The sequence below is a fragment of the Photorhabdus australis DSM 17609 genome (assembly GCF_000711895.1).
Lineage (GTDB): Bacteria > Pseudomonadota > Gammaproteobacteria > Enterobacterales > Enterobacteriaceae > Photorhabdus > Photorhabdus australis.
In genome coordinates, this window is the sequence record NZ_JONO01000005.1 from 141825 (window position 1) to 157190 (window position 15366).

The following is a 15366-nucleotide window of genomic DNA, read 5'->3' on the forward strand; positions in this document are numbered from 1 at the left end:
TCTGTCACGTTTTGCTCCCTGTTCGTCAGGAAAATGTATGTGGTAAACAGGCATTGAATTTCCACAAAAGGAGTATTTTTATGCTGAAAGTTATCCAAGCCCCACCTAAATATATTCAAGGTCCTGACGCCTTGCTTTCTATTGGTAAATACACAAAAACCATTGCAGACCATGTTTTTGTTATTATCGGCAACTCAGCAATGAAATTGGTGGGGGATACCGTACATAACAGCCTGGAAGAATATGATATTACAAGTCATTTTGAGGTGTTTGGTGGTGAATGTAGCCGTAATGAGATTCAACGACTATCTGATATTCTAAAAGAAAATGAATGCCAAGCGGTTATTGGTATCGGTGGCGGTAAAGTACAGGATACGGCAAAAGTGGTCGCCTACGAATCCAAATTACCCATTCTAATCGCACCCACTATCTCCTCCACTAATGCCCCGACCAGTGCCTTATCTGTTATTTATACTGATGACGGCGAATATGAAGATTATCTATTTTTCCCAACAAACCCAGATATTGTATTGGTAGATACTGCTCTTATCGCCAAAGCACCAACCCGTTTTCTGGTTGCCGGAATTGGCGACTCACTGGCTACCTATTTTGAAGCACGCGGCTGTAACAATGCCCATAAACCGAGAATGACTGGTGGAGGAATATCCCGTACAGCAATGGCTCTTGCCCATCTATGCTACGAAACCTTGTTAGAAGACGGTTATAAAGCAAAATTGGCCGTTGACGCTGGGGTCAGTACGCCGGCGGTAGAAAATGTTATCGAAGCCAGCATTTACCTAAGTGGTCTGGGATTTGAAAATACAGGTATCGCTGCCGCACATTCCGTACACAATGGCTTTACCGTATTGGAAGAGTGCCACCATATGTACCACGGCGAAAAAGTTGCATTCGGAGTATTAGTCCAACTCATTCTGGAGAACAGTCCAAATGAAGAATTGGATACTGTACTCGATTTCTGTGTACAAGTAGGGCTACCTGTCACTCTGGATCAGCTTGGCGTGAAAGACGGTGAAAAACTGAAAGAAAAAGTGATGGCAGTAGCGAAAGCAAGTTGTGCTGAAGGTGAAACTATTCACAACATGCCTTTTGAAGTTACACCAGAAAAAGTGTACGCCGCCATTCTGGCGGCTGACCGGATGGGACGCGACTGGCTGTACTAAGTCTGGGAAAAAGCGGGCAAATTGTCCGCTTTTATTTTTGGCAGCCAGAGTAACGCACTGATTAAAGTCAGTGCGTCAGATAATAAGACTAGTTCATCAGGGTTATTCAGGCCAGAAATTCTCATCCATTATTTGTTCAAATGTCCAGGGGCAGGCTTCAGGAAAAACATCTTCCATCATACCTGTCTCTTTTGAAGCAAGTAATACTGCGTCATCATAAGCATCATTGAACGATTCAACGAGTCGGTGCTTCAGACTAGGGCTTTCCTTCAAACAACGACTCACTTTTTTACGCTGAACATTAATCGTTAATATCCAACTACGACTTCGCCTTACAGGTTGGTATTCCCATTTCAGTAAATGAGCGATTAAAACTTCGAGACGCGATTCGAATTCCCGTCGCTCACTTCGTCCCATAGCCTCAATCTCCTCCAAAAGATTTTCAGTATCCAACATATCAATGTGGCCGGAACGAATGAGGTTTGCCTGCTCCTGAGTCCAACCATAAAAGTCGCTATCGTAACGTGTTGTCATGGTTCCTCCACTTGGCATATGGCATATGGCATATGGCATATCAGCTATACAATTATATAATCGATGAGTCTGTCAGATTATTAGCATACCGTCAAAAACGAGAGACAAAAAACGCACTGCTCAAAACCACAGTGCGTCAGATAAACAAATTTATCGAAATCATTCAGGCCAGAAATTCTCATCCATTATTTGTTCAAACGTCCAGGGACAAGTTTCAGGGAATACACAACGCCTAATATTAGTTTCTCGTTCAGCGGCAATCATAGCATCACCATAGGCATCAAATAGCATTTCACTAAGTTCTGATTTTAAGCTAGGACTTCTTTTAAGACGACGGGCTATTTTTCTTCTCTGCTCTTCAATCGTAAGTTTCCAGCTTCGCCCTTGCCGTTCAGATTGGAACTGCCATTTTAGAAGGTGAAGAAACAGCAACTCAAGACGAGATTCCAACTCGTTTCTTTGGCTATTCCCCATGCTTTCGATCTCCTCCAAAAGGTTTTCCGTGTCTAACTGGCTCAAATTGCCGGAACGAAGCAAACCTGCCTGCTCCTGTGTCCAGCCATAAAAGTCGCTATCATAACGTGTCGTCATGGTTCCTCCACTTGTATATCAGCTATACAACTGTATAAATTATGAGTCTGGCAGATCATTAGTATACCGTCAAAGCAGTCTGTTTATCGTCAAAATCGATTATTCATTCACTATCAATTGAGAAGATCCCAATGTCTGTCAGGATAGATATACAGCAACAAAATATGCATAAAAACTGTGGTTTTTGTTTGAAAAAGAACAAAAACGAACTAAAAACGCTCACCAATAAAGAAGTAAAGTTTGTTATTGTGACGTTTGTCACAATTTCGTTGATAAAGTACATTTTCAAAAGGTAACAAATCACTCAGAATTATCACCAGGGCAAAACAGCTTTAACAACTGAGTCTTTTCTCACAGATAGGTTGAGTCTTTTCGACTATCATAATTTTCGTTATAGAAAATAACCGCTTATAAAACTTCTCGTTTTCCCATCCGGGAACATTAGTCAACCGGTAAGTTGTTCATATAACCAGATAAGCCATCGGAGGCAAAATATGTTAAGTATTTTCAAGCCGGCGCCTCATAAGCCCCGACTGCCAACAACACAGATAGATCCAGTCTATCGTCGTCTACGCTGGCAAATTTTTATGGGGATTTTCTTTGGTTACGCCGCTTATTATCTGGTGAGGAAGAACTTTGCTCTGGCAATGCCTTATCTGGTTGAGCAAGGTTTTTCCAAAGGTAATCTCGGTTTCGCATTATCAGGGATCTCTATCGCATACGGTTTCTCCAAATTCATCATGGGCTCCGTATCCGACCGTTCCAATCCTCGGGTTTTCTTACCAGCAGGTCTGATTCTCGCAGCGGCTGTCATGTTGTTCATGGGATTTGTACCCTGGGCAACTTCCAGTATTACTGTCATGTTCGTGTTGCTGTTCCTATGTGGTTGGTTCCAGGGTATGGGTTGGCCTCCTTGCGGCCGCACTATGGTTCACTGGTGGTCACAGAAAGAACGTGGCGGTATCGTTTCTATCTGGAACTGCGCACATAATGTCGGTGGTGGTTTGCCACCGTTACTATTCCTGCTAGGTATGGCATGGTTCAATGACTGGAAAGCGGCACTGTATATGCCCGCTTTCGCTGCAATCCTGGTTGCTCTGATTGCATTTGCTCTAATGCGTGACACACCACAATCTTGTGGCTTGCCACCCGTCGAAGAGTATAAAAACGATTATCCACTTGATTACACAGAGAAAGATGAAAAAGAATTAACCGCCAAACAGATTTTCATGCAGTATGTATTACCGAACAAACTGCTATGGATGATTGCCATTGCCAACGTATTCGTTTACCTGCTGCGTTACGGCGTTCTTGACTGGTCACCAACCTATCTGCGTGAAGCCAAACACTTTGCGTTAGACAAATCTTCATGGGCTTACTTCCTGTACGAATATGCCGGTATCCCAGGTACTCTACTGTGCGGCTGGATGTCAGACAAAGTATTTAGAGGCAACCGGGGTGCAACCGGCGTCTTCTTTATGACCCTGGTCACTATCGCAACGATTGTCTTCTGGCTAAACCCGGCGGGTAACCCAAATGTAGACATGGCTTGTATGTTGGTTATTGGCTTCCTGATCTACGGCCCGGTTATGTTGATCGGCTTGCACGCCCTTGAACTGGCACCTAAGAAAGCGGCGGGAACAGCCGCTGGTTTCACCGGCTTGTTCGGTTACTTAGGTGGTTCAGTTGCGGCCAGTGCCATTATCGGTTACACCGTTGATGCCTTCGGCTGGAACGGTGGCTTTTCGGTCATGATAGGCGGTAGTGCCTTGTCTGTTATTTTGTTATTGATTGTCATGATCAATGAAAACAAGCACAAACAAGAATTAGCCCATTGTGACTAATTACTGTCACTAAATTGTGATACATCATTATAAGCCGCAGCATTGCTTATGCTGCGGTTTTTTTAGCCTTTCAAAAAAATTATTGTTAACACAGCACAGCAATCTCATCGCTAAAACGGAGAAATACATATGCAAACTCCAATAAAAACCATGGTAACGGGTATTATTTTAGCCTCATCTATGTCAGGCATAGTTCAAGCGGCAGATAAAATTGTGATAGCCCATCGCGGTGCAAGCGGATATTTACCTGAACATACCTTACCTGCTAAGGCTATGGCTTATGCTGAAGGTGCCGATTATCTAGAACAAGACCTGGTTATGACTAAAGATAATGAGTTGGTGGTACTACATGATCACTATCTTGATCGCGTCACTGACGTTGCAAATAAATTCCCTGATCGTGCTCGCCAGGATGGGCGTTACTATGCCATCGACTTCACCTTACCCGAAATCAAATCACTGAAATTCACCGAAGGCTTCGAGATTAAAAATAATAAGTATGTACAGACCTATGCCAATCGTTTTCCGATGTGGAAATCTGATTTCCGGATTCACACTTTTCAAGAAGAGATAGAATTTGTTCAGGGATTAAACCAATCTACTGGCAAAAACATCGGTATTTATCCTGAAATCAAAGCACCATGGTTCCACCAGCAGGAGGGGAAAGATATTTCCACTAAGGTACTAACAGTACTGAAAGAATATGGTTACACCAGGAAAAGCGACAAAGTTTATCTGCAATGTTTTGACGCTAACGAACTTAAACGTATCAAAAACGAGTTGGAACCTAAGCTGGGAATCGACTTAAAGCTGGTTCAGCTTATCGCCTACACCGACTGGAATGAAACCTATGAACAAAAACCAAACGGTACATGGGTAAATTACAGCTATGACTGGATGTTTCAACCTGGTGCAATGCAAAAAGTGGCACAGTATGCCGATGGCATCGGTCCTGATTACCATATGATCGTAGATGAGAGTTCTACACCAACCAATATTAAATTAACCAGTATGGTGAAAGATGCCCACGCTAACAATATGGAAGTCCACCCATACACTATTCGAGTTGATCTACTGCCTACATACGCCACCAACGGCGATCAGCTTTTCGATATCATTTACAATCAGGCGAATGTAGACGGCGCATTCACAGATTTCCCTGATTTAGGTGTGAAATTCCTGCAAAAACAGTATCAGCATAAGTAAGATACAAACAGGGCGCCTCAATCAGCGCCCTGTCGTTTAATGATTATGCTTTATTTACCGCAAAGGCAATAACATCACTGAGCTTTTCTGCTGCTAAAGCCAGCATCACTAAACGATCAACGCCAAGCGCCACACCGGCACACTCAGGTATTCCCTGTTTCAGAGCACCAATCAAATTTTCATCAACTGGCCGGATAGGTAGACCCAGCTCTGCACGTTTACAATTATCCTGTTCAAAACGCTGACGTTGTTCATCGCCATCGGTCAATTCCCGGAAACCATTTGCCAGTTCAACGCCTTTGAAATAGACCTCAAAACGCTCTGCAACTCGGTGATCTTCTTTGCTGATTTCAGCCAGAGAAGCCTGAGAAGCCGGGAAATGGTAAATAAAAGTTGGCTTTTCAATACCGATATGTGGCTCAACACCAACGGTAAACAAAAGTTGCAACAAAGTATCCCGATCTTCCTCTGTATCAGCAATATTGCTCAGATCCAATTTGGCGGCAATTTCACGCAATTTTTCTTTCTCTGCGGATAACGGGTCAATATCCAGATAACGCAAAAAAGCCTGCTGATAAGAGAGTAGTTCTGCACTTTCGCAGTCAAGTATCTGCTGAAGTAAGTCATCCACCTCATTGATCAAGCGGTACATATCATAGTGAGGCCGGTACCATTCCAACATAGTAAATTCAGGATTATGATAACGACCCGCTTCCTCATTACGGAAACAACGACTGAGCTGATAAATAGAGCCACTTCCTGCTGCCAGCAGGCGTTTCATGTGATATTCCGGGCTTGTCATCAGATAAAGAGTCATTCCATCTGATGCGCCAGGACCAACAAACTTTGTCTGAAAAGGAAACAAGTGGACATCAGTCACTGTAGACTGACTCATCGCTGGTGTTTCAACTTCCAATACCCCGCGATCTGCGAAAAAGCGCCGTATTTCAGCTAAAATAGTCGCCCGTTTCAACAAGTTGGCGATAGGTGCACTTGGCTGCCAGTTTGCTGTTTCGCTCATGTAAATGACTCCAAAATAAAACAAAACGTGCAGTCTACCTGCATCACACATATCAGACAAATTATTACTATCTGATCATCCTGGAACAACTGAGCTTGTCTGGTATCAATACTACAACAGATTTGCTACAGCTAAATAGATTTAACTATCTGTCGAAGTATTACCGTAAGATAAAGAAGAAATTGTGGTCGATTATATTAACCACAAGAAAACCTATACCAGCCAAGGTCACTGTTACTCTAACAGCGTTATCAATTTAAATCGACAATACTCATCTATATAAGTTTTATCCGGTTTAATATAATTAATGCCTTTTATGTTGATCCGACTCAAATATAGTCCATTATCTGCACGCAAAGCTATTACATTATATTCAATATCTTCTACAGTAAACTTAGAATAAATGTCAATACTCGATTTTGCAGCTTCAATATAGTTACCACCAGGTCGAAGAATCCGGCTCAAATATAACCCATTGTCTGCCCGAAGTGCCATCGTATGAGCACCAAATAGTTCCACTATATACCGGGAAGATGTACCAATAGTATATCTTCCCGCCTGAATATAGTTAATTTTCCCCTGACTGAATCTACTCAAATAAAGCCCATTATCTGCCTGCAATGCAATAGTATGATCGGCTAATACCATGACATCCTCCTGTTTAAATACATGTAATTTCTTAAGTTAATTACTTATAGAATATCATTTAAACACCATATCTATTTTCTATGCCTGAAAAAAAACCACTTTACTGAATATATACCATTATTGTTAAACAACAAGATATATTTCAAATTTATTCTGAATATTAGAATAAATTATAATTTAATTAACATTATTATTTATAAAATAACCAGAGATAATTATCATATTTAAACTAAAAAGATAAGATATTATAAGGAAAGTAAAAAATAATTTAATTTGATTAATTATAATGTTATCAATAACACCCAAAGACCAATCACAACTAATTATTTTAGAATAAAAATTGTCATTATTGTTGATGTATTAAATAATCAAATTATTTCAAAAAAAGTGGTCAGTTTTATCCGACCACTACAGAAATAATGCCCATAAAAATCAATCTTTATTCAATTAGCGTTGTCACTTTAAAATGACAATATACGTCTAAATTAACTTTATCCGGTTTAATGTAATCAACACCGTTTAGAGTGATCCGACTTAGGTATTTTCCGTTATCTGCACGCAGAGCTATCACATTACATCCGACATCCACTACTGTAAACGTAGAATAAATGTCAATACTTGATTTCGCAGCCTCAATATAATCACCACCAGATCGAGTGATCCGACTCAAATAGAGTCCACTATCCGCAAGAAGCGCTATCGTATTGGTGCTAAGCTGTATTAATTTATATCTTGAGTAAATATCAATACCAGATTTAACAGCTTCAATGTAATTAACCCCATTCCGAGTTACTCTACTCAAATAGAGATTATTATCCGCCCGCAATGCAATAGTAATATTGGGTAATCCCATAATATCCTCCTGTTAAAATACATTTTGAATTATTAATTTAATTACATGATGTTAATTTTAAAAGATCATTCAAATATCAATTTTCACATATCCGTAAAAAGATCCCCCTTGCTAAACATAGATAATTAGTATTTAATGAAAAATATATCTTTATATTCATCCTACCGTTTTAAGAGCAATAATTACAGTAATTATCTCTCTTCTCATAACTTTTTAATATTAAATTAAGAATAATAATTAACATTCAACAAAAATAACCACTAAAATAGTGTCAATAATTTTAACAACTATCCTGAATTAATTAGTTAAAACAATTGACTATTCAATTTATATATTAAATCGCCAATCATATTATTAAAAGAAATGAAAATGCCAATTTAAAATATCATTAAAATTTTACCGCATTATATCATCAGATCAATTAATATTACTTTTCCAGATTATCGCTTCACCATCCAACTCAGGATAACAAAATAAATTAAAATATCTAAACAATTAATCATTAAGACAAATTAAAGAAAAATAAGACAATTCTTGTCTTAGATCAATATATTAATAATCAAATCCAGCAAAACACCGCTTCATATCAAATTTCCCTCACTGAAAATTTGCTATACTTAATTCCATACAAAAAAGTAACAAATAGTTATCCTCAATCGTTAAAGCACAGATTTTATCCACAGAATCACGCTATATGAGAAACAATAACAACAACATTCAGGAATAGTGATAACCCTTTTGATTACTCACTAAATTTCACTTGAACAATGGAGAAGCACAGTGCAAACCTTTAATGCCGATCTCGCTATTATCGGAGCCGGGGGCGCAGGTCTACGTGCCGCAATTGCTGCGGCTGAGTCTAATCCTCACATCAAGATTGCTTTGATCTCAAAAGTTTACCCCATGCGTAGCCACACCGTAGCCGCAGAAGGTGGATCAGCGGCAGTCACTCAAACCCATGACTCCTACGACTTCCATTTCAATGACACCGTATCCGGTGGTGACTGGCTATGTGAACAAGATGTTGTTGAATACTTCGTCGAACATTGCCCGACAGAGATGATCCAACTGGAACAATGGGGCTGTCCGTGGAGCCGCAAAGAAGACGGTTCTGTCAACGTGCGTCGCTTCGGTGGCATGAAGATAGAACGCACCTGGTTTGCGGCGGATAAAACTGGCTTCCATATGCTGCATACCCTATTCCAGACTTCGCTTAAATACCCGCAAATCCAGCGCTTTGACGAACATTTTGTCCTCGATATCCTGGTAGATGAAGGACAAGCTCGCGGCTTAGTTGCACTAAATATAATGGAAGGTAGCAAAATTCAGATCCGGGCCAATGCCGTTATTATGGCAACCGGTGGTGCTGGTCGTGTATATCGCTACAATACTAACGGCGGTATCGTGACTGGAGATGGTATGGGCATCGCATTCCGTCACGGCGTACCACTGCGTGATATGGAATTTGTTCAGTATCATCCAACCGGCCTGCCCGGTTCCGGTATCCTGATGACAGAAGGCTGCCGTGGTGAAGGCGGGATTTTGATCAATAAGGATGGTTACCGCTATCTCCAGGATTATGGCCTCGGACCTGAAACGCCATTGGGCAAACCCGAAAACAAATACATGGAACTGGGTCCTCGTGACAAAGTTTCCCAGGCTTTTTGGCATGAATGGCGTGCCGGTCGCACAATTCCGACCCAACGTGGCGATGTAGTTTATTTGGATCTACGCCATCTGGGTGAGAAAAAATTACTTGAGCGGCTGCCCTTTATTTGTGAACTGGCAAAAGCGTATGTCGGTGTTGATCCGGTTAAAGACCCCATCCCGGTTCGCCCTACCGCACATTACACCATGGGCGGTATCGAAACTGACCAGAAGTGTGAAACCCGTATTAAAGGACTGTTTGCTGTTGGTGAATGTTCTTCTGTTGGTCTGCATGGTGCAAACCGGCTGGGTTCCAACTCTTTGGCTGAACTGGTGGTCTTTGGCCGTCTGGCGGGTGAAGAAGCAGTAAAACACGCTCAGCAGGCAATGCCGGCTAACGATCGTGCACTGGATACCCAAGCACATGATGTCATAGCGCGTCTTAACAATCTGCTGAAACAAAAAGGTACTGAAAGTTGGTCTAAGATCCGTGATGAAATGGGCCTTTCTATGGAGGAAGGCTGTGGTATCTACCGTACTCCTGAATTAATGCAAAAAACTGTTAATAAGATTGCCGAGCTAAAAGATCGCTTTAAACACGTTCAGATTACTGATAACACCAGTGTATTCAATACTGATCTGCTATACACCATTGAGCTTGGTTTTGGTCTGGATGTCGCCGAATGTATGATTCACTCTGCAATCAACCGAAAAGAATCCCGTGGTGCACATCAACGTCTGGATGAAGGTTGTACCGAACGTGATGATGAAAACTTCCTAAAACATACGCTGGCTTTCTATAAGCCTAACAGCGCACCTGACCTAAAATATAGCAACGTGAAAATTACCAAATCTACTCCAGCAAAACGCGTGTACGGTGGTGAAGCCGCAGCACAAGAGAAAAAGCATAAGGAGCAGGCGAATGACTGATATGAAAACCCTGAAAATGGAGGTCATGCGCTATAACCCGGAAAGTGACCATGAACCCCATTTTATAACCTATGAAGTTCCTTATGACGAACAAACCTCCCTACTCGATGCGTTAGGTTATATTAAAGACAATTTGGCGCCCGATCTCTCTTACCGCTGGTCCTGCCGTATGGCTATCTGCGGTTCTTGCGGCATGATGGTTGAACGGGTGCCAAAACTGGCTTGTAAAACCTTTCTGCGGGATTATCCACAAGGCATGAAAGTTGAAGCGTTGGCTAACTTCCCTATTGAGCGTGATTTAGTCGTTGATATGACTCACTTCATTGAAAGTCTGGAAGCGATCAAACCATACATTATCGGGAATGACCGTAAACCGTCTGAAGGGCCGAATATTCAAACTCCAGCACAGATGGCGAAATACCATCAGTTTTCCGGCTGTATCAACTGCGGCTTGTGCTATGCCGCTTGTCCTCAGTTTGGTTTGAACCCTGAATTTATCGGCCCAGCTGCGATAACTCTGGCTCATCGTTACAATCTTGACAATCGTGACCGTGGTAAGAAAGAGCGTATGCCGCAACTTAACAGCCAAAATGGCGTATGGAGTTGTACTTTCGTTGGCTATTGTTCTGAAGTCTGCCCGAAACATGTCGATCCAGCCGCTGCAATTCAGCAAGGCAAAATCGAAAGTGCTAAAGACTTCATGATCGCCATGCTGAAACCACAGTAAAGGGAGAAATATACAATGACTACCAAACGTAAACCTTATGTTCGTAGTATGGCTCCCAACTGGTGGCAAAAACTGGGCTTTTACCGTTTCTATATTCTCCGTGAAAGCACTGCTGTTACTACTGTGTGGTTCAGTATCTTAATGATATACGGTGTATTCGCCCTGAAAGGTGGCACACAGAGCTGGGATGGATTTGTCGCGTTCCTGCAAAATCCCGTTATCCTGTTGATTAACATAATCACTCTGCTGGGTGCTCTGTTGCATACCAAAACCTGGTTTGAACTGGCCCCCAAAGCAGCTAACGTAGTGATAAAAGGTGAAAAAATGGGGCCTGAACCTGTGATCAAGCTATTGTGGACTGTCACCATTATCGTCACCGCTATCATCTTAGGCATAGCCTTACTTTAATCCCGGGGAGGACCTGATGAATCAAATACCTAAACGTTCCGATGAACCGATTTTCTGGGGATTATTTGGTGCTGGCGGTATGTGGGGCGCAATTGTAGCCCCAGCCATTATTTTACTCGTAGCAATCCTTTTACCATTGGGAATAGCACCCGCAGCATTAAGCTATGAGCGAATCCTGATCTTCTGCCAGAGCTTCATTGGCCGTGCTTTCTTATTGCTGATGATCATTCTGCCGTTATGGTGCGGTTTACATCGTATCCACCACGGTATGCATGATTTGAAAATTCATATTCCTGCGGGTAAATGGGTCTTCTACGGCATGGCAGCGATTCTGAGTGTTGTTGCGATTATCGGGGTTTTCACTCTGTAATTGAACAGTAACGAGTTTAAGTTGTGATGGCTCTTCACCATGATCAATGTTGTCGAGAACCGGCCATCACACCTTTTTCACACTGACAAATACCTTTAAAGGCCGATCAATCCCGGCCTTTAACTTAATCAGCACTTCTTCAGATCTATATCTTTACTTTAAAATTAACTGGTCAATTTCAAACCAATAATACCAGCAACAATCAGAACTATGCTCAATACTCTGGCAATGCTCGCAGATTCACCCAACACGATGATACCAAAAATGGCCGTACCCACTGCGCCTATTCCTGTCCACACCCCATAAGCTGTACCTACAGGTAAACCTTTCATTGCATACGCAAGCAGTCCCATACTAAGCGCTATAGCACTGACTGTTATAAGACTTGGCACTAACCGAGTGAAACCATGCGTGTATTTCAGACCTACCGCCCAAACGACTTCAAATAAACCAGCAATAACAAGAATAAACCAAGACATATCAACGTCACATAGAGTTGTGGGGTCGTCCCCAAGAAACGGTAGTATATTCAGGTCGTCCTGAATAACCATTAGAAATGAAAGAGGATTATAGTAACGTAAGATCGCGGTATCAATAGCGCAATTTTACAATGAGCCAGAGATATAGAGCTTACCCCTTACACATTGATCATCAATTAAGAAAAACCACAGCCTGTTGCCAAAACTGCGGTTTTTACTAAATATCGTTGTCGTCAGCGGTTATTTCACACGGGAAACGTATTCACCAGAGCGGGTATCTACTTTGACTACTTCGCCGATTTGCACGAACAGAGGTACTTTAACCACAGCACCAGTACTCAGGGTTGCTGGCTTACCACCTGTACCTGCGGTGTCACCTTTTAGACCTGGATCAGTATCAGTGATTTCCAGTTCAACAAAGTTTGGTGGAGTCACAGAAATAGGCTGACCATTCCACAACGTCAGGATACACTCCGCCTGTTCAACCAGCCATTTCGCATTTTCACCAACTGCTTTTTCATCAGCAGCTAACTGCTCAAAGGTTTCGTTGTTCATAAAGTGCCAAAATTCGCCATCGTTATACAGATAAGTCAGGTTCATATCCATCACATCAGCAGATTCTACAGAGTCAGTAGATTTGAAGGTTTTTTCCAATAGTTTACCGGAAATTAGCTTGCGGATACGAACACGAGCAAACGCCTGGCCTTTACCCGGCTTTACGAATTCACTCTCAAGAATAGCGCACGGCTCGCCATCTAACATGATTTTAAGACCTGAACGGAATTCATTGGTACTATAAGTAGCCATGGAGAACCTCTAATTTAAACAAATGGCTTAGCCAAAAAATGGCGCACATTATAACCCCAAAGATCCTCATCAGAGAAGACTGGTTGAAACAACTTACAGATGTTATTACTGATCCTGATGAATTATTACAATTATTATCTTTACATGAGCACCCTGAGTTAACCAAAGGAAGCAATGCACGTCGCCTGTTTCCACTACGAGTACCCAGAGCTTTCGCTGCCCGTATGCAGGCACACGATCCTAATGATCCACTATTACTACAGGTCATAACAACACCAGAAGAGTTCAACATTGTACCCGGTTTTTCCGCTGACCCTTTGGATGAACAACGCAGTGTTGTTCCTGGCTTGTTACATAAATACCGTAACCGTGCACTATTGCTGGTTAAAGGAGGATGCGCGGTTAATTGCCGTTATTGCTTCCGCCGTCATTTCCCATATGAGGACAACAAAGGTAATAAACACAACTGGCAACAAGCATTAAATTACATTCAGCAACACCCTGAGCTTGATGAGATCATCTTCTCGGGCGGTGATCCGCTAATGGCAAAAGATCACGAATTGGATTGGCTGATCAGCAACCTGGAACAAATTTCCCATATCAAACGACTGCGCATCCACACCCGTCTACCGGTGGTTATTCCTGCTCGGATTACAACCACGCTTTGCCATCGTCTGGCCCAGTCGAGATTACAGGTGATCATGGTGACGCACATCAATCATGCCAATGAGATCGATCAATCTTTGCGAAACAGCATGAGGTTACTGAAACAGGCAGGCATTACGTTACTGAACCAAAGTGTGCTACTGCGTGGTATTAATAATCATCCTGATATATTAGCTGATCTGAGCAACGCTCTATTTGATGCTGGAATTTTGCCTTACTACATCCATGTACTGGACAAAGTGCAAGGTGCCGCTCACTTTATGGTAAGTGATGAGGAAGCCAAAGGAATTATCAGGGAATTACTGACAAAAGTTTCAGGTTATCTGGTGCCTCGTCTGGCAAGGGAAATCGGTGGAGAATCGAGTAAGACACCATTAGATTTGGGGTTAAAACAAAACTGACAAAAACTCATGCCCGGGTACTTTTTTACCGGGCATGCTATTCAAATTCTGAATGCCATCACTGGCATTTATAAACTTGGCCAACCATTTTACTGTCTAGTGGAGCAAAGCTTGACAACAGACTTTCACTTGGGCTGGTTACACCATAAATCACATTTCCGCCCATGTCTGCGGCTTTATTGCGTAAATCATTAGCTGCACCGCGCATTGAACTACTTTCATTACTGATACCAATCCAGTTACTTTGAACACCGGTCACTTCACCTAATAACTGGCATTCGCTGCCTGGCTTAGTATCAACAAAACGAACTTGTGAGCCGCCGGAAGTTAATTGGTTAGCAGCTGTACATCCAGCCAACAGTAACAATGCCGAAACACTGAACAAAACTTTAATTCGCATATTTTTCCTCATTTATTGTTGGAAATCCGACAATTAGTCATCAATATACCTTGTTGCACACCAATATCGCAAAGTAAATAATTTATAAGGAAATCCTCATAGTGAAATATTTGATTAACCGCGTTCTGTATTCGCATTAATTCAGCCTAAATAGAAGAAAATAGCTAAATAAATAACATGAAAAAGTTCAAGGTTAATATTACAAACATTAGCTTATTAAAGGTAACACAAAAGGTTTTATCAATTGCAATCAAAAGAAAAATAAAAAAGATAATATTAGTACGACATAAAAATAATCTTGATTTAACAATCTATTACCTATATACCCGTAATCATTGAAGATGCTTGATTTTATCCGAAATGGAGATCATTATCCTCGCTATGAAAATATTTATTACATCAGAACAAAAAATCAAACTTGAACGTCTTCACGACACCACTCGCGATGGTCAAGTACGAGACAGAATAAAAGCCATCCTTCTGGCTTCTGAAGGGTGGAGTTCTGTGATGATCGCCCAGGCATTGCGACTCCATCAGACCACCGTTGACCGCCATATCAGTGATTACCTCAATCAAGGTAAACTGAAATCGGATAATGGGGGGTCTGACAGTTTGCTTTCCCGAGAACAAACTGATTTTTTAATCAACCACTT

General features: G+C 41.7%; 17 protein-coding genes. 9 read left to right on the top strand and 8 right to left on the bottom strand.

The window, feature by feature from the left end:
- The first annotated feature begins 80 nt into the window (after positions 1-80).
- Positions 81-1181: a glycerol dehydrogenase gene (locus tag BO26_RS02470; RefSeq protein WP_036768473.1), complete on the top strand. Its 1101-nt coding sequence runs from the start codon at positions 81-83 to the stop codon at positions 1179-1181.
- A 102-nt stretch (positions 1182-1283) separates the two neighbouring features.
- Here BO26_RS02470 and BO26_RS02475 read toward each other — a convergent pair whose 3' ends face one another.
- Both BO26_RS02475 and BO26_RS02480 read right to left on the bottom strand, forming a co-directional pair.
- The gene (locus tag BO26_RS02475) at positions 1284-1715 is read right to left on the bottom strand and encodes a DUF29 domain-containing protein (RefSeq protein WP_036768475.1); all 432 of its coding nucleotides are present in this window, start codon (positions 1713-1715) and stop codon (positions 1284-1286) included.
- Positions 1716-1874: 159 nt separating this feature from the next.
- On the bottom strand, positions 1875-2306 hold the full coding sequence (locus BO26_RS02480) for a DUF29 domain-containing protein (protein WP_036768476.1): 432 nt from the start codon (positions 2304-2306) through the stop codon (positions 1875-1877).
- Between the two features lie 494 nt (positions 2307-2800).
- On the opposite strand from BO26_RS02480, the gene glpT reads away from it, so the two are divergent.
- On the top strand, positions 2801-4150 hold the full coding sequence (glpT, locus tag BO26_RS02485; protein WP_036768478.1) for a glycerol-3-phosphate transporter: 1350 nt from the start codon (positions 2801-2803) through the stop codon (positions 4148-4150).
- Positions 4151-4279: 129 nt separating this feature from the next.
- A complete protein-coding gene (glpQ, locus tag BO26_RS02490; protein WP_036768479.1) occupies positions 4280-5356 on the top strand; it encodes a glycerophosphodiester phosphodiesterase in 1077 nt (358 codons plus the stop codon).
- Positions 5357-5399: 43 nt separating this feature from the next.
- On the opposite strand, the gene epmA is transcribed toward glpQ, so the two are convergent.
- The 3 genes from epmA to BO26_RS02505 form a co-directional block, all read right to left on the bottom strand.
- Positions 5400-6377 (bottom strand): elongation factor P--(R)-beta-lysine ligase, encoded by a 978-nt coding sequence (epmA, locus tag BO26_RS02495; protein WP_036768481.1) that lies wholly within the window; start codon positions 6375-6377, stop codon positions 5400-5402.
- A gap of 234 nt (positions 6378-6611) precedes the next feature.
- Entirely contained in the window at positions 6612-7025 is a 414-nt protein-coding gene (locus tag BO26_RS02500; RefSeq protein ID WP_036768482.1) for a fascin domain-containing protein, read from the bottom strand.
- A gap of 439 nt (positions 7026-7464) precedes the next feature.
- Complete coding sequence (locus BO26_RS02505; RefSeq protein WP_036768483.1) at positions 7465-7878, bottom strand: fascin domain-containing protein; 414 nt, start codon at positions 7876-7878, stop codon at positions 7465-7467.
- A 780-nt stretch (positions 7879-8658) separates the two neighbouring features.
- Between BO26_RS02505 and frdA the strand changes: the two genes are divergently transcribed.
- Genes frdA through frdD form a run of 4 tightly spaced genes read left to right on the top strand, consistent with a single transcriptional unit; the run spans position 8659 to position 11960 of the window.
- Entirely contained in the window at positions 8659-10455 is a 1797-nt protein-coding gene (frdA, locus tag BO26_RS02510) for a fumarate reductase (quinol) flavoprotein subunit (RefSeq protein WP_036768485.1), read from the top strand.
- Positions 10448-11182, top strand: a complete 735-nt coding sequence (locus tag BO26_RS02515) for a succinate dehydrogenase/fumarate reductase iron-sulfur subunit (protein WP_036768487.1) — start codon at positions 10448-10450, stop codon at positions 11180-11182. The genes frdA and BO26_RS02515 overlap by 8 nt, the downstream gene beginning before the upstream one ends.
- Before the next feature lie 15 nt (positions 11183-11197).
- Positions 11198-11590, top strand: coding sequence for a fumarate reductase subunit FrdC (gene frdC / locus BO26_RS02520; RefSeq protein WP_036768488.1), 393 nt, complete (start codon positions 11198-11200; stop codon positions 11588-11590).
- Positions 11591-11603: 13 nt separating this feature from the next.
- Positions 11604-11960 (top strand): fumarate reductase subunit FrdD, encoded by a 357-nt coding sequence (gene frdD, locus BO26_RS02525; RefSeq protein WP_201771236.1) that lies wholly within the window; start codon positions 11604-11606, stop codon positions 11958-11960.
- Positions 11961-12124: 164 nt separating this feature from the next.
- On the opposite strand, the gene sugE is transcribed toward frdD, so the two are convergent.
- Together sugE and efp are read right to left on the bottom strand one after the other, a co-directional pair.
- On the bottom strand, positions 12125-12439 hold the full coding sequence (gene sugE / locus BO26_RS02530; RefSeq protein ID WP_036768490.1) for a quaternary ammonium compound efflux SMR transporter SugE: 315 nt from the start codon (positions 12437-12439) through the stop codon (positions 12125-12127).
- Between the two features lie 240 nt (positions 12440-12679).
- The gene (gene efp, locus BO26_RS02535; protein WP_036768491.1) at positions 12680-13246 is read right to left on the bottom strand and encodes an elongation factor P; all 567 of its coding nucleotides are present in this window, start codon (positions 13244-13246) and stop codon (positions 12680-12682) included.
- A gap of 38 nt (positions 13247-13284) precedes the next feature.
- Here efp and epmB point away from each other — a divergent pair, with 38 nt between their 5' ends.
- Positions 13285-14313, top strand: coding sequence for an EF-P beta-lysylation protein EpmB (gene epmB / locus BO26_RS02540; protein WP_036768492.1), 1029 nt, complete (start codon positions 13285-13287; stop codon positions 14311-14313).
- A 58-nt stretch (positions 14314-14371) separates the two neighbouring features.
- Here epmB and BO26_RS02545 read toward each other — a convergent pair whose 3' ends face one another.
- The gene (locus BO26_RS02545) at positions 14372-14713 is read right to left on the bottom strand and encodes a DUF4156 domain-containing protein (protein WP_036768493.1); all 342 of its coding nucleotides are present in this window, start codon (positions 14711-14713) and stop codon (positions 14372-14374) included.
- A gap of 381 nt (positions 14714-15094) precedes the next feature.
- Here BO26_RS02545 and BO26_RS02550 point away from each other — a divergent pair.
- Positions 15095-15366 (top strand): helix-turn-helix domain-containing protein (locus BO26_RS02550; protein ID WP_036768495.1); only part of this gene is annotated, 272 nt, incomplete at its 3' end.

What these genes read in the sequence shown, in the direction of transcription:
- BO26_RS02470 (WP_036768473.1), top strand. Translation starts at nt 81, where the DNA reads ATGCTGAAAGTTATCCAAGCCCCACCTAAATATATTCAAGGTCCTGAC.
- BO26_RS02475 (WP_036768475.1), bottom strand. Translation starts at nt 1,715, where the DNA reads ATGACAACACGTTACGATAGCGACTTTTATGGTTGGACTCAGGAGCAG.
- BO26_RS02480 (WP_036768476.1), bottom strand. Translation starts at nt 2,306, where the DNA reads ATGACGACACGTTATGATAGCGACTTTTATGGCTGGACACAGGAGCAG.
- glpT (WP_036768478.1), top strand. Translation starts at nt 2,801, where the DNA reads ATGTTAAGTATTTTCAAGCCGGCGCCTCATAAGCCCCGACTGCCAACA.
- glpQ (WP_036768479.1), top strand. Translation starts at nt 4,280, where the DNA reads ATGCAAACTCCAATAAAAACCATGGTAACGGGTATTATTTTAGCCTCA.
- epmA (WP_036768481.1), bottom strand. Translation starts at nt 6,377, where the DNA reads ATGAGCGAAACAGCAAACTGGCAGCCAAGTGCACCTATCGCCAACTTG.
- BO26_RS02500 (WP_036768482.1), bottom strand. Translation starts at nt 7,025, where the DNA reads ATGGTATTAGCCGATCATACTATTGCATTGCAGGCAGATAATGGGCTT.
- BO26_RS02505 (WP_036768483.1), bottom strand. Translation starts at nt 7,878, where the DNA reads ATGGGATTACCCAATATTACTATTGCATTGCGGGCGGATAATAATCTC.
- BO26_RS02515 (WP_036768487.1), top strand. Translation starts at nt 10,448, where the DNA reads ATGACTGATATGAAAACCCTGAAAATGGAGGTCATGCGCTATAACCCG.
- frdC (WP_036768488.1), top strand. Translation starts at nt 11,198, where the DNA reads ATGACTACCAAACGTAAACCTTATGTTCGTAGTATGGCTCCCAACTGG.
- sugE (WP_036768490.1), bottom strand. Translation starts at nt 12,439, where the DNA reads ATGTCTTGGTTTATTCTTGTTATTGCTGGTTTATTTGAAGTCGTTTGG.
- efp (WP_036768491.1), bottom strand. Translation starts at nt 13,246, where the DNA reads ATGGCTACTTATAGTACCAATGAATTCCGTTCAGGTCTTAAAATCATG.
- epmB (WP_036768492.1), top strand. Translation starts at nt 13,285, where the DNA reads ATGGCGCACATTATAACCCCAAAGATCCTCATCAGAGAAGACTGGTTG.
- BO26_RS02545 (WP_036768493.1), bottom strand. Translation starts at nt 14,713, where the DNA reads ATGCGAATTAAAGTTTTGTTCAGTGTTTCGGCATTGTTACTGTTGGCT.